Source organism: Armatimonadota bacterium (assembly GCA_020354555.1).
Taxonomy (GTDB): domain Bacteria; phylum Armatimonadota; class Hebobacteria.
In genome coordinates, this window is sequence record CP070648.1 from 869,048 (window position 1) to 888,612 (window position 19,565).

Consider the following 19,565-nt stretch of genomic DNA (forward strand, 5'->3'; position numbering starts at 1 on the left):
CACCGACGCGACTCCGGCAATTCCCGCCGCCGACACAGCACCAGCCGAAGTCCGCAGTTTCGAGATCCTCTACCGGGTCGGCCCCGACCCCGAAGCCGGCACCGGCGAGATACACCTGTGGTTCGCGGAGCCCGATCGGTGGCGGATGGAGAAACGGACCGAGAAACAGCGCTCCACAGTGGTCGCCGCCGGCGAGAGCGTCATCCTGCACGACCTCAGGAATGACGTCTATCTCTGGCAGATGCGCGATCAGGTAGCCGCATGCTCGAGCGACGATGACGACCTCGACGTTGACTTCGGCGCGAGGCACCGGGGATGGGATGACTACGTCGCCAAGCACAAGCAGGCGCTCGAAGACGGCTGCGACAATCCGGTGGACGAAGACACCGTGCTCGGCCGCGCCTGCTACGTCTATGAGTTCTCGTTCGATCCCTCGGACCTGCCCGAGGCCCTCGCCGCCGACATCCCCGACACGCTGCGGGCTGAACTGAGCAGCTTTGCCGTCCTGCGTTGGGTAGACAAGCAACTATTTGTCCCGCTGCGGTTTGAGCAATACAGTGGCGGCAAACTGCGGAGCCGAATCGAGGCGACGGTCGTGCGGGTCAACGAGCCCAAGCCTGACGATCTGTTTGAGGCGAAGGTGCCGGATGGCGCTAGGGTCTTTAAGGGCGCGCTGTCGCAAGCGCCCGATTATCTTTCTGACACTATGGCGCCTGATGGCGACACGTGGCTGCCTGACCTCACCTTCTTACCGACGGATACGAGCAGCAGCGTGACCTACTACGCCCCACAATACCTGCCGCAGGGATTCCGCCATTTCCTGACCGGCTCGGACGGCGAACGGACGTGGATGGCCGTGGAACTCGCCGCTGAGTCCGGCGCCACGCTGCGCATTGAGCAGAGCCGGGATGAGCAGAACCATCCTCTACCCGGGCTGCCGAACGGGCGCACGGTGACGATCAACGGTGGCCCTGGGGAGATCGCTCAGCTTCACGAGCCGTTCGAACGAGTTGTCCTGGTGTGGGAGATGCACGGGCGTCGGTTCCGCGTTGACGCTGCGGAGGTGCCGACGACGGAGGTCATCAACATCGCCGCGTCCATGACGGCGCGCACGGCGAGCGCCGCCGATCGCATTGAGGTGCAGGACCCGGTGGCCGCCCAGGCGCGGGTGCACTTCCTTCTCCTCGTGCCGCGCGCCGTGCCCGACGGCTTTCAACTCACCGCCTCGAACATCACTCCGTACCAGAAACACGATGACGGCGGAGAGACTCCTGAGCAGATTCTCTTCTCATATTCCGACCGCGAAGGCCGGTACTTCATGTTCTCGGAGATGCGCGGGTGGCCCGGCGGCGAATGGGAGGGCGCGGATCGCATCGCCATCGGCGACCGAGTGGGCTGGCACAGGCACGACGAGGGGTTCGGTCATGAACTGACGTGGATGGAGGACGGCACGGAGGTGCACCTCAATGGTAACCTGTCGCTGCCCGAGCTGCTCGACATCGCGCAATCCTTTGTGCTGGCCGACCCATCGGCGCGCGAACGAGTGGGCAAGTGACGGGAAAAGCCGCTTCCCTGCCATTCGTTGAACGATCAATACGAGGAGGCCGAGGAGATGTCACTCCGCTCATTCCGGAACGGTGCGCGCGGTCTCGGCAGAGCGATGAAGCCGCACGCTGGGTGTGCCCTCGTTGCCGCCGTGCTCACGTGCGGTCTCTGGGTCGGTCTATCCTCGGCGGCTGCGGCGGAAGTTGGGAACCAGGAATCGAGAGAACAGGCGGCACGTGCGCTGTGGGATGAGGGCGAGCGCCTGTATCGCGGTGGAGAGCATGCCCAAGCCCTCGCGACGTTCAAGCGCATCACGGAGGAGCACAGCGCCACCGACTTCGCCCAGCCAGCGCAATTTCGCCTCGCTCTGTGTCTGTCGTCTCTCGACCGGCTTGACGAAGCCGCAACGGCGTACCGCGGGGTAGCGAAGTTTCCGCATTCGGACTGGTACGGAGCCGACTGGGAAGGCGGGGCCCAGTATTGGCTCGCCAAGCTGCTCCGCAGGCAGGGCAAGATCGAGGAGGCCATCGCGGCGTACCGGACCGCGACGGACTGGAAGAACACGTGGCGCGGCTGGGCGCTGCGCGAACTCGCCAGCCTCCATCGGATGCGGGGAGAATACGAAGCAGCCGTGCAGGCGTATCTTGATCTGGCGCATACATCCTCATCATGGATCCCGACCGGCTTGTGGGGCATGGCCGAAACGTATGAGCAGGCCGGGCAGGTGGAGCAATGTGTGGAGCAGTGCGAGAAGCTCGCGCGCCTCTACCCGCGGAGCCTGCTCACCGCACGGGCTTTGCTGAGACTCGCTGCGCTCCATGCGGAGCGCGGCAGAACCGAGGCGACCCTGGCAATACATCGCCAGGTGGCTCGCCAGTTCGCTGGGCTGCCGGAGGGCGAGACGGCGCTGTGGGAGACCGGTCGGTTCTTCGAGGCCTCAGGCGCGAAGCTCGCGGCCGCGGACGCGTACCGCCGCCTGGTCAAGAGCTGCCATTCCGAGAGCACTATCGCCAAGCAAGCCGCTGAGCGACTCACCGCGTTGGGCTTCGCAGTGCCAGTGGTCACCGGCCGTGACGCACGCATCCTCATTGACGAGACCCACGGAGAGGCGCGCACTGACGACCTGTCCGCCGATGGCTCCAGCCGGTGGGCGGGGCAGCACGAGGTGCTGAAGGCTCTCATCGAGGCGGGCTACCGAGTTCATGTGCTGCGACTTGGGCACGCGCGCTTGACGCAGCTTGATCTTTCGCGATACGCCGCTGTCATCATCAACGGGGGGCAGGACGAGGTGCCGTACACGGCCGAGGAAGCCACGCGACTAACCGACTACGTACGTGGGGGCGGTGGTCTGCTCGTCGTGAGCGGGCCGTGGCCAAAAGCGCCGAACGACCTCATCGCCGTCTTTGGGCTCGGCTTTCGAGCTGAGGACGAAGGCTACGACACCGCCTGGCCGACTGCCATCTCGGCAGGAGCCGAATCAGAGCTGTCGTTCTTGCCGGAGGAGATCCATGTCGCAGTGCCGGCGGAGGTCATAGGCAATCCCGATGCAGTGCTCGCGTATCGCGATGACACCCCGTTGATAGCGGCGGTGAAGCGTGGGCGCGGAGTTGTCGTCGCCGCCGGGGTCGGTTCCGGATTCATGGGGATCGGGCTGCGCCATTGCGGCGATTCCGCGGACTGTGACAACCTGAAGCTCCTGATCGCTCTCGTGTCGTGGATGATCGGAGAGACGCGGTCCGACGTGGAGTAGACGCAGACGCTATCCCCGTCTGACGCCGAGGTGGATGGGCGTCCGGGCAAGGCGGTCCACGGCGTCAATCTCCGCGGGGAAGAAGGGCAGTTCCAGAAGGTCCTGGGCAAAGGCGTGAGCGGCGACCTCGCGCGCCACGCGCGGCCAGCCGGGTTTGACGCCGCGCAGGAGATCCCGGCGACCGCGCTCGAGATAGCGATACAGCTCGATCGCAACGGCTATCGTGTCGAGCGGGACCGAGTTGAGACGCGGCGCGCGCAAGGCGAGCAGGCGCGACAGTTCGCCCAGCGCGTCAACGTAGAGCACGATTGTCGGCGGGTCGGCGAGCACCTCGCTGCGCAAGCGCGGGTTATCGCGGCAGCGCTCTTTCAGCTCGAGCCGTATGCCGATGGCTTCAGCCAGCCGCAGCGGATCAGCCGTGCCGAACTGCTTGACCACCGCATCGCTCGTCGCGTGCCCGGCGCGAACCGCGCTTTCGAGGAGAACAAAGCGACCGGCGGTGGCCTGCCGCGTTTCCGCGGCCGGGGCCGGCTCGCCGCCGACACGGGCATGACCGAGCGGTCTCACTACTCGGCTCCTTCCTCGGCGCGCGCCGGTGCCATCTCCTGCCCGACGACGGATGGAAGGATGCTGATCCCTCGGGCCAGGAGAATCACCGCTCCGGCGATGGCCGCCAGATCGGCGAAGTTGTAGACGTAGCTGAAGCTCGGGCCAAACCGAAGGAAATCCACCACGAAGCCGTTCGTCGCCCGGGCCATGGCGATTGTGGCGACCCCCCCGAGTATCATCCCCAAGCCGAGTTCGGTCGCAAATGACATGACGTAGCGGCGCTCCAGCAGCATCTGGTAGAGGCGAATGCTGGCGATGACGCCAACGAGGGTGACGTACAGCAGCCACCACGACGTGGCCCCGAAGCCTTGAAGGTGGTTCGCGTGGTAGGCGACCTCGATTCTACCGCCGAGGTAGGAGTGGGCTGCGCCGGGGGGCATCAACTCAGCGACGACCCATCTGCTGGCCTGATCGAGGAAGATGACCGCTGCAACCGCCTGCGGCCAGCGGGAGCGCCGTCGTGAGAAGCGGAGCAGGAAGACGAGGATGCAGGCGCTAACCAACGCGCCGGAAATGACGGTCTGAGCTAACAAACTTCCGTTCACACGATCGCTCCCGGGCTATGGATTGCTTTCCGGGCCGCGGCATGTGCTCCGGTTGCTGTGGTGACTGGACACCCACAGTACGCCGGAGCAAGAACTGTGCCACGCCCCGACCAGCCTGCGAGGGGGTAAGAGTTGGGCGTCTGAGATGCCGCACGGGCAATGGTTTGGCGGTGCGAATTCGCAGCCGAACCGGACGGGGTTGGGAAACCAGCGGGTGGGCGTAGCTTGCCTCGGCCGGCATATTCACCTATTATTGAACGGTCCTCGCGCGGTGTTGGGGCCATCGCGCACGGCGGTAGCGAGACTCGTCGTTCGCCGGCCTGCCAAGGGAGCATACCTTCAGGTACGCTGCCCTGGGAGTGGCGGCGCGATGAGCCTCGTCCCGCGTTTCCGCACGTTCGAATGAGGGAAGAGTCGCCGGATTGAGCAATCCTGAGATCGTCGCGCTTGCTGTGGCGCTTGCCATTGACGCCTTTTCCGTCGCCGCTTCGGTGGGCCCGCGGTGCTGCCCAAGGTTCGGTGCGATACGCCTAGCCGGTTCCTTCGGGGCATTCCAGGGCCTCATGCCTGTGCTCGGGGCGCTGCTCGGATCCTACCTCTACGTCTACGTGCGGCACTACGATCACTGGGTCGCGTTCGCGCTGCTGGAACTCGTGGGCATCAGGATGATCGTCGAGGCTGTCCGTCACTGGAACGACGACGGTCAAGATGAGGACTCTCCGCAGCTCGATCCGTCGCGCGGCTGGTCGCTCATGGGCCTGAGCGTGGCGACGAGCATTGACGCCTTCGGTGCGGGAGTGGGGATGCGCTTGGTGGGGGCGAACCTGTGGCTTGCCTGCCCCCTGATTGGGGTGATCACGACCGGTCTCACCTACATCGGCGCCGGCCTCGGGGTGCGCGCGGAGAAGCACCTCGGCCGCCGAGCTGAGATACTCGGCGGCGTGGTGCTCGTCATCCTGGGCGTCAGGATGCTGCGGATGTAGCGTCGTTGGGCCGTACGGTCGCGCGCGATGCCGCCTGCGATAGCCGGGGCGGGGCTAGGTCTTCTTGCGCGAGAGCAACTTGGCGTGGATGCGCAGGGCGCGGCGGGTGATGCGAATCTCGTCAATCTCCAGCCGGAACGGCCCCTGCTTGCCCTCGTTCAGATCAACCAACGGGTTGATCTCATCGAGCAATCGCGAGACAACAAACGAGGGGACGGGCACAATCGAGACGCTCGCCTTGGGATCGACGACGTATATCTTGCCGCCGCCGACAGATGCGAGGCTGCACTTCAGACCCACGGGAATACGCAACCCGAAGCGAGCGTCGCCGGACACGTTGATGCGCCCTTCCTCGAATGTCAGTTTCAGATTCTCAACCTGCTTGACGCGCGGCGCCAGCATCCGGGTCAGCGCGCGGGCATTGAGCGAGATCTCCGCGTCGCTCTCGCCGACGCGGATGACCTCGAGCTTGCGCCGCCAGATGGCTTTCCACAGATCGTAGCGAACATCCCGGATGGTGATGTCGAGGCGGTCCACGGGGAGGTCGCTGACGCGGAAGTCGCGGGCGTGAATCGCCACCTTGCCCACTTTGCCGACCAGGTCGCCGCCGCCGCCGATCTCGAGGCCCGGGCCGGTTCCCGAGCGCGCTTCGAAACCTGACAGCGTAATATCCACGAGGTCCACCTGGCGCGACAGCGGCGAGCGATGGCCGCGGTGAATGTCAACCTTGACCTGCTTGACCTCGCCAAGCTGTTGGCGCAGGCTGTTTTCCACCCCGCGCTCAACCTTCCCGGTCACGCCGAGCGCGCTCAGCAGGGCCGCCAGTATCGCCGCGATAAGAGATTCCATTGCTGAAACCAGTTCCCCGCTCATTGCTCGATCGGCAATCCAGCCGCGTCCGCTGACCGCCGCGTGGGATCGGAGGCGGGGCCTGCCAGATGGCAGCGCTCGTTCATGGTCAGGATCTCGATTCGCTCACCGTCCAAGGCAATGAGACTGAGCGCAGCGGTATCCTGACCGATCCGGCGCAGGTACTCCATCGGCATATGCAATACGTGCGCGAGGAAGATGCGGTTTACGCTCATGTGGGCGACGACTACAATCGCGTCCTCTTGGTGGTCGGCGATCAGTTCGTCGAACGCAGGCAAGACACGCGCGGCGAGGTCGCTGTACCGCTCGCCGCCAGGCGGAGTAACGGAGAAGGGATCTTCTTGCCGGCGCTGCCACAGTTCAGGGTAGCGCTCACGCACTTCGTCGAGGCCGCGACCCTCCCATTCGCCGAAGTCCACCTCGCGCAGGGCTGGGATGGTGCAGGTTTCGAGGCCCAGCGCGTCGGCGGCGGGCTCGGCGGTCTCGACCGCGCGTCGCATCGGGCTGGCATAGATGGCGGCGACGGATTGGCCGCGCAAGTAGTCACGGACGCCCGCAGCCTGCCGGCGACCGTGCTCGTTGAGCGGCGGGTCGGTAGCGCCGCAGTAGTGCCCGGCGCTGAGGTCGGTCTCGCCGTGACGGAATAGGAAGAGCGTGCCCATCGCTGTGTCGTCTGCCCGAAGTCGCGTCGTGTGACTGCTGTCTAAGTTCGTCGGGATGACCCGCTCCCCTGCCGCAGTGCGCGACAGGCGGGTGTCGTGCGGAATCCAGAATCGCACGAGCCAGCCGCGGCTCGCGCAGTAGGCTGCGAAAGCCATCCCCGGGGCAACCCTTGCGCGGGCGGCGATATTCTGCTACAATCCCCTGCGATGTCCGAAACACCGTCGAGAACGACATGTATTCACCAACACGCGGCGAGTTCCGAGAACGGGCGCGACGGGGCGACCTCATCCCAGTCTATCGAGCCTGCTTGGGCGATCTCGAGACCCCCGTCTCGGCGTTCCTCAAGCTCGGCTCGAGCGACTACGCCTTCCTGCTGGAGAGCGTGGAAGGCGGAGAGAAGGTCGGCCGCTACTCATTTCTCGGCAGTCAGCCGTACCTCGTTTTCCAGAGCAAGGGCCGCCGCGTCCGCATAGCCGGCCCGCAAGGCGAGGAAACCCGCGAGCTTCCACCCGGTTCCGATCCTCTCACCGTCATCAAAGAGCTTCTCCTTCGCCACCGCTTCGTCGCCAGCCCCGAGCTGCCTCGCTTCTGCGGCGGCGCGGTGGGTTACCTGAGCTACGATATCGTACGCTTCTTCGAGGAGCTGCCGGATTCGACCGAAGACGACCTCGATCTCCCGGACTGCATGCTCGTTTTCACTGACACCTACCTGATCTTCGATCACCTCAGGCAGAAGATCCTGGTCATGGCCAACGCGTACGTCGGCGACGACCCGGACGCGGCGTACGACGAGGCGGTGGGCAAGATTGACGGGATGATCAGGCGTCTGTCGCGCCATATAGACCGCCCGCACCTCGTGGCCGATCCGTCGGGCGGGTTTATTACGCCCTCCGCTCCACCGCGCTCCAACATGACGCGCGAGCAGTTCATGGACGGGGTAGTGCGCGCCAAGGAGTATATCGCCGCCGGCGACGCGATCCAGGTAGTGCTCTCCCAGCGCTTGACCAAGCCGATGCGGGCGGATCCGTTCGAGGTCTATCGCGCGCTGCGCTCGCTGAATCCTTCGCCTTATATGTACTATCTGAGCTACGGCGATCTGAAGATCATCGGCAGTTCGCCCGAACGGCTGGTCTCCGAAGAGGACGGCGAGGTGATTACCCGCCCGATCGCCGGCTCGCGGCCGCGGGGGCAAACGCCACAAGAGGACGAGGAACTGGTCGCCGATCTCCTGCGCGACGAGAAGGAGCGCGCGGAGCACATCATGCTGGTGGACCTCGGGCGGAACGACATCGGGCGCGTGTGCGAGTCGGGCACGGTCGAAGTGGACAAGCTCATGACCGTGGAGCGCTACTCGCACGTGAGCCATATGGTGTCGAACGTGCGCGGGCGGCTCGCCCAGGGCAAGGATCAGTTCGACGTCCTGCGCGCGTGCTTCCCGGCGGGCACGGTCTCGGGGGCGCCGAAGATTCGCGCGATGGAGATCATTGACGAGTTGGAGCCGACGCGGCGTGGGCCATACGCGGGCGCCATCGGGTACTTCAGCTTCAGCGGGAACATGGATACGGCGATTACGATTCGCACGATCGTGGTCAAGGACGACACCGCATACGTCCAGGTCGGTGCCGGCATTGTCGCCGACTCCGTCCCCGAGCGCGAGCACCAGGAGACAATGAACAAGGCGATGGCGTTGCTGCGGGCGCTCGAGACGGCGGAGGGGGGAGACTGAGGTACGGGGTGACCGGCGACGGGCGGCCGCTCAATCGAGGGCGTCTTCGCTTGCGCAGCGGAATGTGGCACAGCCGCCCCCTGGCGTATCACATGGTGTCGGTGCAAGCCGAGGCCGGCGCGGCCGCACGACGAAGGGCGCGAAGGACCACATTCAATGATCCTGATGATAGACAACTACGATTCCTTCACATACAACCTCGTGCAATACCTGGGCGAGCTGGGGCAGGACGTGCGGGTGTTCCGCCACGACAAGATCACGGTGGGGGAAGCGGAGGAGCTGAACCCGGATCACATCGTGGTCTCCCCCGGGCCCGGTGACCCGCGCCAAGCCGGCGTGTCCATGGATCTCATCCGGCGCTTCTCCGGGGAGAAGCCGATCCTCGGCGTGTGCCTCGGGCACCAGTGCATCGGCGAAGCGTTCGGCGGCAGGATCGTCCGCGCGCCGCGGCTGATGCACGGCAAGACTTCCATGATCGAACACGACGGCGGCGGCGTCTATCGCGGTCTGCCGAAACCGTTCGAGGCGACGCGGTATCACTCGCTGATCGTAGACGAGGGCACGATGCCGAGTTGCCTGGAGATCACCGCGCGCAGCGCCGACATGGGCGAGATCATGGGCGTGCGTCATCGCGAGCACCCCCTGACCGAGGGCGTGCAGTTCCACCCGGAGTCTGTTCTGACCGAAGTGGGCCAGGATTTGCTCAGGAATTTCCTGGGACTACCGATCACCGCGACAGTCTAGGAAGTGCCGACACGGGAGAGGACCATGATACAGGACATCATCGGCAAGCTCATCGAGCGCAGAGACCTGACGGAAGAGGAGTCGGCTGCGGCGATGACCTGTGTCATGGACGGCGAGGCTACGCCGGCGCAGATCGCGGGACTCCTGGTTGGGCTGCGCATGAAGGGCGAGACCCCGGATGAGATTACCGGTTTCGTGCGAGTCATGCGCGACAAGGCGGTGCGCATCAAGCCCAAGCGATACCCGCTCGCCGATACCTGCGGCACCGGCGGGGATCGAGTGAAAACGTTCAACGTGTCCACGGCAGCGGCGTTCGTGGTCGCGGGGGCGGGCGTCGCGGTGGCGAAGCACGGGAACCGCTCGGTGACCAGCAAGTGCGGCAGCGCGGACGTCCTCGAGGCACTCGATATCACACTGGAGATGGAGCCGGAGGATGTGAGCCGGTGCATTGACGAAGTCGGCATCGGGTTCATGTTCGCGCCGCGCTTCCACCCCGCGATGAAGCACGCCGCGCCCGTGCGCCGCGAACTCGGCGTTCGGACGGTGTTCAACCTACTCGGGCCGCTGACGAATCCGGCGGGGGCGACGGCCCAGGTCCTGGGCGTCCCGGGGCCCGAGTGGGCGGAGCCGCTCGCGCGCGTGCTCGCGAACCTTGGCGCGGAGCGCGCGTTCGTGGTACACGGGGCGTGCGGCGTGGACGAGATCTCGACGGCCGGCGAGACCCTGGTACATGAGGTGCGCGACGGCGAGGTCAACTCGTATTCGATCCGGCCGGAGGAGTTCGGCCTGACCTGCGCCGAGCCCGAGTCCATCAGCGGGGGCGATGCCGCCGAGAACGCGCGCACGCTGGTGGGCATTCTGGAGGGCAACGCGGGGCCGAAGCGGGACATCGTGCTGCTCAACGCGGCGGCGGCGATTGCGGCGGGCGGCGCGGCGGCGGATCTGGCCGAAGGACTGTCGGTCGCGACCGAGGCGATAGACTCCGGAGCGGCTCTGGCCAGGCTCAGGGAGATGCAGGCCTTTTGCGCCGCGCGGAAGACCACGCAGTGAGCGTGCTCGACGAGATACTGGCGGACAAACGCCGGGAAGTCGCGGAGCGCAAGGCCGCCCTCCCCCACCCCGGCGCGCGTTCTTCGCCCGCCCGCGACTTCACATCGGCACTGCGCGGAGAGGGAGTCGCGATCATCGCGGAATTCAAGCGGGCATCCCCGTCGCGAGGCGTCATCGCCGACCGGCCGTCCCCGGCGCAGGCCGCCGCTGCATACGAGGTGGGCGGCGCGGCAGCGATGTCGGTGCTTACCGATACGAAGTACTTCGACGGCAGCCTGGCGGATCTGCAACAAGCGCGCGGGGCGTGTTCCCTGCCGATCCTGCGCAAGGATTTCCTTGTGGACGAGTGGCAACTCCAGGAGAGCGCCGCTGCGGGAGCCGACGCGGTGTTGCTGATTTGCGCCGCGCTGGGGGACGACCTGACGCCGATGCTCGGCACCGCGCGCGACCTCGGTCTCGCGGCACTGGTGGAGACGCACAATGCGGTAGAGGTGGCGCGTGCTGTTGCCGTCGGCGCGGGAATCATCGGCATCAACAACCGCGATCTGACGACGTTCCAAGTCGACCTCGCGACGACGCGCGAGCTGCGGCCGCTCGTGCCGGCGGACCGCATCGGCGTCAGCGAAAGCGGCATCAGCACGGCTGATGACGTCCGCGCGTTGTCGGCGCTGGGCGTCAACGCGGTGCTGGTCGGCGAGGCGCTGATGGTGGCGGAGGATTCAGGCGCGATGACACGGGAACTCGTAGAGGCGGGACGGCACAAAGCCCTGTCACCCTGAGCGCGAGCGAAGGGTCTCGTAAGATGGAGCGCCAGCGCCGCGAGATTCTTCACTCGCTCTGCTCGTTCAGAATGACATGATCGGTTGAGATGACACGCATCAAGATCTGTGGGATTACGAGTATTGACGATGCCTCGGCGGCGGTCGAACTGGGCGCTGATGCGTTGGGCTTTGTTTTCGCCCGCAGCCCGCGGAAGATTGCACCGAGGGACGCTGCGGCTATCGTCGGCGGGCTGCCGCCGTTTGTCACCGCCGTCGCGGTCGCGGCCGACGAAGAGATCGGCGAACTCCGGAGCAAACTGGAGATCTCGGGCTGCCAGGCAGTGCAGTTGCACGGGGGGGAGTCGCCCGGTTATCTCGACCAGCTCGGCGCGTGGCGGATTATCAAGGCCTTTCGGGTGCGCCGCAAGGGCGATCTCGAAGGGATGGATGACTACGACCGGGCGGACGCCTTCCTTCTCGACTCGCGGGTCACAGGCAAGCGCGGCGGGACGGGCGTCGCCTTCGACTGGAGGCTGGCGAAGAGGGCGGCGGAAGCAGGAAAGCCGATTATCCTCGCCGGGGGGCTGAACCCGGATAATGTGGTGGCGGCGCTTGAGGCGGCGCGACCATACGCGGTGGACGTCAGCACGGGTGTCGAGTCGGCGCCGGGGAAGAAGGATCGCGATCTGATGCGCGAGTTCGTGCGCGCGGTGAGGGAATTCGATGCAGGGAAAGCGTGAGGCAGCGGCGCTGCCTGATGGGCGCGGCCGTTTTGGGTCGTACGGCGGACGGTTCGTGCCCGAGACGTTGATGGCGCCGCTGGAGGAATTGACGCAGGCGTACGCGGAGGCGAAACAGGACCCCGAGTTCCAACGCGAACTCGACTACTATCTGCGCTACTACGCGGGGCGGCCGACGCCCGTGTACTTCTGTCGCCGACTGAGCGAAGCGTGGGGCGGCCCGAAGGTGTACCTCAAGCGCGAGGACCTCGCGCACACGGGATCGCACAAGATCAACAACACTCTGGGTCAGGCGCTGCTGGCGCGGCGCATGGGCAAGCGGAGGATTATCGCCGAGACCGGCGCCGGGCAGCACGGCGTCGCCACGGCGACCGTCGCCGCGTTGTTCGGTTTCGAGTGCGACGTCTACATGGGCGAAGAAGACATGGAGCGCCAGGCGCTCAACGTCTTTCGCATGCGACTGCTGGGCGCGCGCGTCATCGGCGTCAGCGCCGGCAGCAAGACACTGAAGGACGCGACGAGCGAGGCGTTCCGCGATTGGGTGACCAACGTCGAGCACACGTTCTACGTCATCGGCTCGGTGGTCGGAGCGCATCCGTACCCGATGATGGTGCGCGATTTCCAGAGCGTCATCGGTCGCGAGGCGCGGGCCCAGATGGTGGAGGTCGAAGGCCGGCTGCCGGACTGCATCCTGGCCTGCGTCGGCGGCGGGTCGAACTCCATCGGCATCTTCTATCCCATGCTGGATGACGACGTGCGCTTTGTCGGCGTCGAGGCGGCCGGGGAAGGATTGGAAAGCGGACGCCATTCCGCCAGCCTCGGCATCGGCACTCCGGGCATCCTCCATGGGGCGATGACCTCGCTGCTGCAGGACACCCACGGGCAGATCCATCCGACGCACTCGATCGCCGCCGGGCTCGACTATCCCGGCGTGGGCCCGGAGCACGCGCACCTGCGCGACACGAAGCGAGCGCAGTACGTGTCGGTGACCGACGCCGAGGCAGTGGAGGCGTTCCGCGAACTCTCTCGTCTCGAGGGCATCATACCGGCGCTGGAGAGCGCGCACGCCGTGGCGTATGCGCGAACGGTCGCAAAAGACATGGATTCAAGCGGCGTGATACTCATCAACCTTTCCGGCCGCGGAGACAAGGACGCGGCGATCATCGAGCACCTGAGCGAAGGGGGCGCAGCGTGACGCGCATCGCCAGGCGGTTTTCAGAGCTGCGGGCCAACGGCGAGGGAGCGCTCATCCCGTTCATCGTCGCGGGCGATCCGGACACTGAAAGAAGCCTGCGCGTCACGGCGGCTCTAGCGCGCGCGGGGGCGGATGTGATCGAACTCGGCGTGCCGTTCTCCGATCCCCTGGCGGACGGCCCGGTGAATCAGGCGGCCTACGATCGCGCGCTGCGAGCAGGCGCGTCCGTTGACGGCGTACTCGAGTTGGTCAAGCGATTTCGAGATGGCTCCGAGACGCCGGTCGTGCTCATGACCTACGCCAATCCGATAGCGCAGTACGGATGGGAGAGATTCGCCTCCGCCGCGGCGGCGGCGGGAGTGGACGGCGTTCTGCTGACCGACCTCCCCCCCGAGGAAGCCGAGACCTGGCTGCCGCATGCGCGCGCGGCGGGCCTGGATACGATCTTTCTCCTCGCCCCGACCAGCCCGGACTCCAGGATTGCCTCAGTGGCGGAAATGGCGACCGGCTACGTGTACTGCGTGTCCCGCTTGGGCGTGACGGGCGCGCGAGACCGGCTCCCGCCCGATGCTCGCGTGCTGGTCACGCGAGTACGCGGAGTCGGGCTGCGCGCACTGCCCGTGGTCGTGGGGTTCGGGTTGTCGCAGCCCGAGCAAGTCAGGGAGGTGTGCGAGTTCTCGGATGGAGCGGTCGTCGGCAGTGCCCTCGTCAGCCTCATCGCGAAACATGCCGCCGACACCGATCTCGAGCGGGCGGTGGAAGGATTTCTCGGAACTCTCAAGCAGGCGACCCGCCGCTGAGGGTTTGACTCGGCCCGCGATTCTGGTATGATATGAGCGTCATGCGGCTGCGTCGCGTCAGCAAGTTGCCGCTCTGGCTGTGTGTGCTGCCTTGGTTCGTCGTCATCCTCGGCGGCACATTCCTGCACACGCATGCGGGCACCATCGCCCCCAAGCACCCGGCAGGCCAAGCGACTTTTGACCGAGACGCGAGCCACCGACCAGGCCCCAGCCACTGTTTCGTCTGCACATGGCTCAACCACGCCGGGGCCTGCACCCTCACCGAACCGGGCTACCGCCCAACCCCCACATTAAGCCCCTCTGATGCGGCTCCGCAGTATCTGGCCGTGTCTGGAGCGGCGTCCAGTCACCGCAGTCGCGCTCCCCCCCTCGTGTAAGGTCCATCCATCTCAGTTGCGCTGTACCGCGAGTCGCGTGCTTGCGACGCACGGCCGTGTGCTGCGCGCGCAAGCCGCTCATCGCTGATACCTTACACGAGGAGGCATGCGTTGAAAGCCTTTGTCACGCCTTTGTTGGCTCTGCTTATCGCGGCCGCGTTGGCGGCTACGGTTTCCGCGCGCGCCCAGGCGGCAAGCGCACAGGCTGACACCGTCGAGCAGTTGCGCCAGGAGCTTGCGGACACCAAGGCCGACCTGGCCAGAATGCACATCAAGCTTGAGCAAGTCCAGGAGGCCCTCGCCGACTTGGAGCAGCACTACACCGCTCAGATCGAAGCTCTCGAAGCGAAGCTCGAGGGCAAGGCGCCCGAGGAGGAGGATCTAACGGCCTTGCGGCGAGCGGCCGAGGCTGAGGCTGCGGAAGCACCGCCGGAGCGGGAGCCCGAGGAGGTAACGTTCCGCTCGGGCGCGCTCGGTCTTCAGGCCCTCAATCCTGAGATTAGCGCCACCGGCGATTTCCTTGGGACGCTCAGTCACCCCGAGGACGCTGCGACGCGCTCGGACTTCGAGCTGCGGACACTGGAGGTGGCGTTCGAGTCTTACCTCGATCCGTACTCGCGCCTCAAGGCGATCGTCGAGTTCAATAACGAGGGCGCGGAACTCGGCGAGGCCTACTTCGACCGTTACGGCGTGGGGCGCGACTTGAACCTGACGCTTGGCAAGTTTCGCCAGCAGTTCGGAGTCGTGAACCGCTGGCACAAGCACGGGTTAGATCAGGTGGACTTCCCGCTGGCCTTGCGGCACATCTTCGGGCCAGGGGGGCTGAACCAGACCGGCCTGTCCTTGGATTGGAGTCTCCCCGCTGCCGGCAACGTCGCCCAGGACCTCACGCTCCAGGTAACCGACGGCGAGAACCCGCTTGTCTTCGGCGGCAACACTCGCAACATTCCTTCGGCCTTGCTCCACTACAAGAACTACCGGGATCTGTCGAAGGACACGTATCTCGAGTTCGGCCTCACCGGCCTCGTCGGCCGCAACGACGAGTGGCCGGTGCAGCCCCCCGGCGGCGAACTCGCATCGCACAAGCGCAACCTGTGGACCACCGTTCTCGGGGCCGATCTGACCTTGCTCTGGGAGCCAACCGAGCGCATGCGTTACCGCAACTGGCTGTGGCGCACCGAAGCCTACTGGCTCGATCGCGATATCCTGGCTCCCGACGGGTCGGGGCAGGATACGCTGAACGCCTGGGGCGCCTACAGCTACTTCCAGACCAAGCTCAATCGCACCACGGAGGTCGGGCTCCGCGCGGATTACTTCGAGCCCGACACGAAGAGCTACGCCGACATTCCGGGGGCGTCGCTGGCGCCGCACGCGGTGACCGGAGCCGACGCCAACCGGTGGATGATCGCGCCCTACGTCACGTGGTCACAGAGCCCGTGGGTGCATTATCGGCTGGAGTATAACCACGAGGACGGCAGTGGCACCGGGCCGGCGGACGATCGTCTGCTGCTGCAGGCCATTTTCTCCGCCGGACCTCACAAGCACGAGCGCTACTGATAGAGAGGATACGCCGATGAAACGGATGCTGATTATGGCCGGGCTTGCTGCCGTGCTGACGCTCGGCGGCACCCAGGCCGCTTGGGCCAAACTTCATGTCGTGACAACGCTGCCGGATTACGCGGAGTTCGTCAAGGCCATCGGCGGCGATCGCGTATCGGTCTCCAACATCGTGCGCGGCGACCAGGATGCCCATTTCATCCGACCCAAGCCGTCGTTCGTCAACATGGTTCGCCAGGCCGACGTGCTGATCGAGACCGGGCTCGACCTGGAGATCTGGGTGCCGACGGTGGTGGACAAGTCGGGCAATCGCGACGTGCGCAGCGGCCAGCGCGGGTACGTGTCGGCGGCGCAAGGCATGAGAATGCTGGAAAAGCCGACGGTGTTGTCGCGGGCCGAGGGCGGGTTGCACATCTACGGCAACCCGCATGTCACGTGCAGTCCGCTCAACATGAAAGTCGCCGCGCGCAACATCGCCGCCGGCCTCATCAAGAACGATCCCGCGGGCAAGGACTCCTATCGGAAGAACCTCGCCGCCCTCGAAGGCGAGCTGGACCAGCGCCTGTTCGGCGCCGACCTAGTCAAGCTGCTGGGCAGCAAGACCCTGTGCGACCTGGCCGAGAAGAACAAGCTCATTCCGTTCCTGAGGTCGCAAAAGTTCAAGGGCAAGCCGCTCATCGACTACCTGGGCGGATGGCATGGGCGGATGCTGCCGTTGCGGGGCAAGGAGGTCGTGACGTATCACAAGAACTGGGTGTACTTCCTCGACCTCTTCGGGCTCAAGGAGGCGGGCACGGTTGAGCCGAAGCCCGGCATCCCGCCGTCAGCTAGGCATGTCGCCGAACTCGTGCAGCTCATGCGCGACCAGAACATCCGCATCCTTCTCGCCGCGAATTACTTCGACGAGGGAGAGGTCAGGGGCGTCGCCTCGCGCGTCAACGCGCAGGCGGTAATCGTTCCGCTGTACGTCGGCGGCGCGCCGCAGGCAAAGGACTACTTCAGCCTGGTTGACTACTGGGTTGATTCGCTGCTCAGCGCGGCTCGCAAGGCGGGCGCGATCTAGCCCCACCCGACGGGCCGCGCGAAGCGGGGACGCGGGTGAGGGAACGCCGCGCCGTCCCTCGCCCGCGGGTTCCGCAAGGGAGACGTAGAGATGGCATTTGGAGCTGTTGTGTCGCTCATGCTGCCCGCCTTCTGCATGTGCGTTCTGTTGGTGGGCATCATGTCGTACCTCGGCATCCACGTGATCAAGCGCGAGATCATCTTCGTGGACTTGGCACTGGCGCAAATCGCGGCGTTGGGGACCTTGATCGCGTTGCTGCTGGGCATACCACTGTACACACAGGCGTCCTATGTGTTTGCCGTGGTGTTGACGGCGATCGCGGCGGTGATCTTTACCATCACGCGAATGCGCGAGAGCAAGGTGCCGCAGGAGGCGGTGATCGGCCTGGTGTACGCCATCGCCGCCGCCACCGCCATCCTGCTCATCGACAAAGCCCCGCACGGCGCGGAGCACGTCAAGGACATCCTCACCGGCTCGGTGCTCTGGGTCAAGTGGACGACCATTCGCACCGCTGCGATCGTGTTTGCGGCCGTCGGTCTGTTCCACTACATCTTCCGCCGTCAATTCCTGCTCGTCGCCGAAAACGCGGCGCGCGCCGAGTCGGCGGGCGTCAATGTCCGCGTGTGGGATTTCCTGTTCTACCTCTCGTTCGGCTTCGTCATCACGATGTCGGTCAACACCGCGGGGGTACTGCTGGTCTTCGTTTTCCTGGTCGCGCCGGCGGTGATGGCAATGCTCGTTACCGACCGCTTGGAGCGCCAACTTCTTTTCGGGTGGCTCGTCGGGGTCGCAGTGACCACCGCTGGGCTCGTCGTGTCGTATGCGGCCGATCTGCCCACCGGTCCGATGGTCATCGGCATGTACGCGGCGGCGCTGGTCATCGTCGCGGCGGTCATGTACAACGTGCGCGCGCCGGACAAAACGCGTGCGCTGGGAGCAACTACCGCCGTCGCGGCTCTTTTCGCAGCCGCGTTCGGCGTACTGTTCCTGGCCGGAAAGATGCTCGCGAGTCCAGGCGCTGACGGCGGCCACGCCCGCCACGCCCACGCGCATAACGCCGTTGCGGCGGAGAAGCAACGGCAGCCGTCGGCACCACACGCCGAGGCGGCCGACCACAACGTCGCAGATGAGGCACCGCCCGGCGCGCCGAAGCCTCCGGCGGCGGTTCGGGAGCGATCGGCACCCGCACTCAAGCCGCCGGGTCTGAGCGAGATCGAGAAGGCCTACGAGCAAAGCGACGATCCGCAGGAGAAGACCGACCTCGTCGTGCGCGCGATAGACAAGGACGAGCGAGCGGGAGTCGCCCTTGCCCTGCGCTTCCTGGCCGGCGAGCCGCCGGCGTTTTTCGCGCAGACCGTGGTGAACAAGCTCGATGAGGTGGCGGGGCTGGCGACTGGGTTCGAGGTTACCGAGCCGTTCGCGGCTGACGTGAACCAGCAGGCGGCCAGGAGGCTGAAGGCCAGATACGGCTTGCGCTAACGCGCGAGGTCGGGAAGCCGGGCGCGCCAATCGCCATCAATAGAACGTGAAGTTATAGTGCCGCGCTTGCTCGCACGGCTGCGGGGGGATGGGTCGCGGCGCCGGCCGCGGGTCGGTGTACACCACAATCCGCTCGCCGTTGTGGATGATAATCTCGTCGCGGCCGTCCCCGCAGACGTCGGCCGCGCGCACGAAAGGCGTCTCCTTGCCCCCCTCATTCGGTGGCGGGACGTTCAGCAATTCCACGCGCTTGTTGCCGCGCCCGTCGAACAGCCCGGCTGACTGCGGAATCGCGATCTGCATTTCGCCGCCAGCATCCCAGTCCACGAGCGCGAAGAAGCGCTGGTAGTCGGGATAGTATGTGCCGATGATCTCCCCTTGCGCGCTGACGATGAGCAGGGGCGCCCGCCCCGGTCGCGCCCAACCGTTGTCAACGACGATCTCGCGCCCCGGAAGGTCTCGACGCACATCCCCGATAAGCGCGGTCTGGAAATGGTAATCGTGCGGCGGCTTCATCTGCCACAGCATGTTTCCGCGCACGTCGAACAGGGCCATCTGATTGCCACCGCAGCACGCCGAGAGGATGCGCGTCTCGTGCGCATCGTCAACCAAGCCGATCCGCGTCGTATCCGCGTGGCCCGGGAGGTCGTTCTGCCACAGCACCGTGCCGTCGTCATCCAGCGTGGCGAAGCCGCAGCGGAGTTCGTCCTTGCCGTCGCCGTCAATGTCGGCGGGCTCGGGGTGATGGCCCGTGTTGCCCTCCCACCTCCACAGCGGCTCGAACTCGGCGGTGTACGCGTACACCTTGGCGTAGCGATCCTTGATAACGACGTCCTGACGCCGCCCCAGACCGCGGAGATCGGTGAGGACGATACAGTCCGCCGCGCGCAAGCCATCGGGCAGCGCGTGGCGGCGAATCTCGCGCCCCGTTGCACCCTCGAGTACGATGAGATCGCCCTCGGAGCTGTACAAGACCTCCGTCTTCCCGTCGCCGTTGAGGTCGTAGATGGTGCACGGCACGTCATAGCCGATGTCGGGCCTGCCTCCCCCACCTCGCTGCCACAGCACCTCGCCTTCAGGGTTTACCGCGACGAGCGCGGTCACCGAC

18 protein-coding genes are annotated in these 19,565 nt (G+C 65.8%); 13 read left to right on the top strand and 5 right to left on the bottom strand.

The window, feature by feature from the left end:
* Together JSV65_03600 and JSV65_03605 are read left to right on the top strand one after the other, a co-directional pair.
* Positions 1-1,555: hypothetical protein (locus JSV65_03600; GenBank protein UCH35445.1), on the top strand; the 1,555-nt coding region annotated here is incomplete at its 5' end.
* 57 nt (positions 1,556-1,612) lie between these two features.
* A complete protein-coding gene (locus tag JSV65_03605) occupies positions 1,613-3,295 on the top strand; it encodes a tetratricopeptide repeat protein (protein UCH35446.1) in 1,683 nt (560 codons plus the stop codon).
* 9 nt (positions 3,296-3,304) lie between these two features.
* Here the strand turns inward: JSV65_03605 and JSV65_03610 are convergent, their stop codons facing one another.
* Complete coding sequence (locus JSV65_03610) at positions 3,305-3,862, bottom strand: hypothetical protein (protein ID UCH35447.1); 558 nt, start codon at positions 3,860-3,862, stop codon at positions 3,305-3,307.
* On the bottom strand, positions 3,862-4,449 hold the full coding sequence (locus JSV65_03615) for a signal peptidase II (protein ID UCH35448.1): 588 nt from the start codon (positions 4,447-4,449) through the stop codon (positions 3,862-3,864). Before JSV65_03615 ends, JSV65_03610 begins: the two co-directional genes overlap by 1 nt.
* Before the next feature lie 422 nt (positions 4,450-4,871).
* Here JSV65_03615 and JSV65_03620 point away from each other — a divergent pair, with 422 nt between their 5' ends.
* The gene (locus JSV65_03620; GenBank protein UCH35449.1) at positions 4,872-5,432 is read left to right on the top strand and encodes a manganese efflux pump; all 561 of its coding nucleotides are present in this window, start codon (positions 4,872-4,874) and stop codon (positions 5,430-5,432) included.
* Between the two features lie 54 nt (positions 5,433-5,486).
* Here the strand turns inward: JSV65_03620 and JSV65_03625 are convergent, their stop codons facing one another.
* Positions 5,487-6,281, bottom strand: a complete 795-nt coding sequence (locus JSV65_03625; protein UCH35450.1) for a DUF2993 domain-containing protein — start codon at positions 6,279-6,281, stop codon at positions 5,487-5,489.
* 20 nt (positions 6,282-6,301) lie between these two features.
* Positions 6,302-7,120: a histidine phosphatase family protein gene (locus JSV65_03630; GenBank protein UCH35451.1), complete on the bottom strand. Its 819-nt coding sequence runs from the start codon at positions 7,118-7,120 to the stop codon at positions 6,302-6,304.
* Between the two features lie 77 nt (positions 7,121-7,197).
* Between JSV65_03630 and trpE the strand changes: the two genes are divergently transcribed.
* The 10 genes from trpE (at position 7,198) to JSV65_03680 (ending at position 18,457) form a co-directional block, all read left to right on the top strand.
* Positions 7,198-8,691, top strand: coding sequence for an anthranilate synthase component I (gene trpE / locus JSV65_03635; protein UCH35452.1), 1,494 nt, complete (start codon positions 7,198-7,200; stop codon positions 8,689-8,691).
* Positions 8,692-8,847: 156 nt separating this feature from the next.
* Positions 8,848-9,435 carry an aminodeoxychorismate/anthranilate synthase component II gene (locus JSV65_03640; GenBank protein ID UCH35453.1) on the top strand — a complete coding sequence of 196 codons (588 nt, stop codon included), beginning with the start codon at positions 8,848-8,850 and terminating at the stop codon, positions 9,433-9,435.
* A gap of 24 nt (positions 9,436-9,459) precedes the next feature.
* Complete coding sequence (trpD, locus tag JSV65_03645) at positions 9,460-10,485, top strand: anthranilate phosphoribosyltransferase (protein UCH35454.1); 1,026 nt, start codon at positions 9,460-9,462, stop codon at positions 10,483-10,485.
* Positions 10,482-11,264, top strand: coding sequence for an indole-3-glycerol phosphate synthase TrpC (gene trpC, locus JSV65_03650; GenBank protein ID UCH35455.1), 783 nt, complete (start codon positions 10,482-10,484; stop codon positions 11,262-11,264). Before trpD ends, trpC begins: the two co-directional genes overlap by 4 nt.
* An 89-nt stretch (positions 11,265-11,353) precedes the next feature.
* On the top strand, positions 11,354-11,986 hold the full coding sequence (locus tag JSV65_03655) for a phosphoribosylanthranilate isomerase (GenBank protein ID UCH35456.1): 633 nt from the start codon (positions 11,354-11,356) through the stop codon (positions 11,984-11,986).
* The gene (gene trpB, locus JSV65_03660; protein UCH35457.1) at positions 11,970-13,181 is read left to right on the top strand and encodes a tryptophan synthase subunit beta; all 1,212 of its coding nucleotides are present in this window, start codon (positions 11,970-11,972) and stop codon (positions 13,179-13,181) included. The genes JSV65_03655 and trpB overlap by 17 nt, the downstream gene beginning before the upstream one ends.
* Positions 13,178-13,981: a tryptophan synthase subunit alpha gene (locus JSV65_03665; GenBank protein UCH35458.1), complete on the top strand. Its 804-nt coding sequence runs from the start codon at positions 13,178-13,180 to the stop codon at positions 13,979-13,981. Before trpB ends, JSV65_03665 begins: the two co-directional genes overlap by 4 nt.
* Positions 13,982-14,469: 488 nt before the next feature.
* Positions 14,470-15,915: a hypothetical protein gene (locus JSV65_03670; GenBank protein ID UCH35459.1), complete on the top strand. Its 1,446-nt coding sequence runs from the start codon at positions 14,470-14,472 to the stop codon at positions 15,913-15,915.
* A gap of 16 nt (positions 15,916-15,931) precedes the next feature.
* Complete coding sequence (locus JSV65_03675; GenBank protein ID UCH35460.1) at positions 15,932-16,978, top strand: zinc ABC transporter substrate-binding protein; 1,047 nt, start codon at positions 15,932-15,934, stop codon at positions 16,976-16,978.
* 90 nt (positions 16,979-17,068) lie between these two features.
* Positions 17,069-18,457: a metal ABC transporter permease gene (locus tag JSV65_03680; protein UCH35461.1), complete on the top strand. Its 1,389-nt coding sequence runs from the start codon at positions 17,069-17,071 to the stop codon at positions 18,455-18,457.
* A gap of 36 nt (positions 18,458-18,493) precedes the next feature.
* Here JSV65_03680 and JSV65_03685 read toward each other — a convergent pair.
* On the bottom strand, positions 18,494-19,565 hold a 1,072-nt coding region (locus JSV65_03685), incomplete at its 5' end, for a hypothetical protein (GenBank protein UCH35462.1).

What these genes read in the sequence shown, in the direction of transcription:
- JSV65_03605 (UCH35446.1), top strand. Translation starts at nt 1,613, where the DNA reads ATGTCACTCCGCTCATTCCGGAACGGTGCGCGCGGTCTCGGCAGAGCG.
- JSV65_03625 (UCH35450.1), bottom strand. Translation starts at nt 6,281, where the DNA reads ATGGAATCTCTTATCGCGGCGATACTGGCGGCCCTGCTGAGCGCGCTC.
- JSV65_03630 (UCH35451.1), bottom strand. Translation starts at nt 7,120, where the DNA reads ATGGCTTTCGCAGCCTACTGCGCGAGCCGCGGCTGGCTCGTGCGATTC.
- trpE (UCH35452.1), top strand. Translation starts at nt 7,198, where the DNA reads ATGTATTCACCAACACGCGGCGAGTTCCGAGAACGGGCGCGACGGGGC.
- JSV65_03640 (UCH35453.1), top strand. Translation starts at nt 8,848, where the DNA reads ATGATCCTGATGATAGACAACTACGATTCCTTCACATACAACCTCGTG.
- trpD (UCH35454.1), top strand. Translation starts at nt 9,460, where the DNA reads ATGATACAGGACATCATCGGCAAGCTCATCGAGCGCAGAGACCTGACG.
- JSV65_03655 (UCH35456.1), top strand. Translation starts at nt 11,354, where the DNA reads ATGACACGCATCAAGATCTGTGGGATTACGAGTATTGACGATGCCTCG.
- trpB (UCH35457.1), top strand. Translation starts at nt 11,970, where the DNA reads ATGCAGGGAAAGCGTGAGGCAGCGGCGCTGCCTGATGGGCGCGGCCGT.
- JSV65_03675 (UCH35460.1), top strand. Translation starts at nt 15,932, where the DNA reads ATGAAACGGATGCTGATTATGGCCGGGCTTGCTGCCGTGCTGACGCTC.
- JSV65_03680 (UCH35461.1), top strand. Translation starts at nt 17,069, where the DNA reads ATGGCATTTGGAGCTGTTGTGTCGCTCATGCTGCCCGCCTTCTGCATG.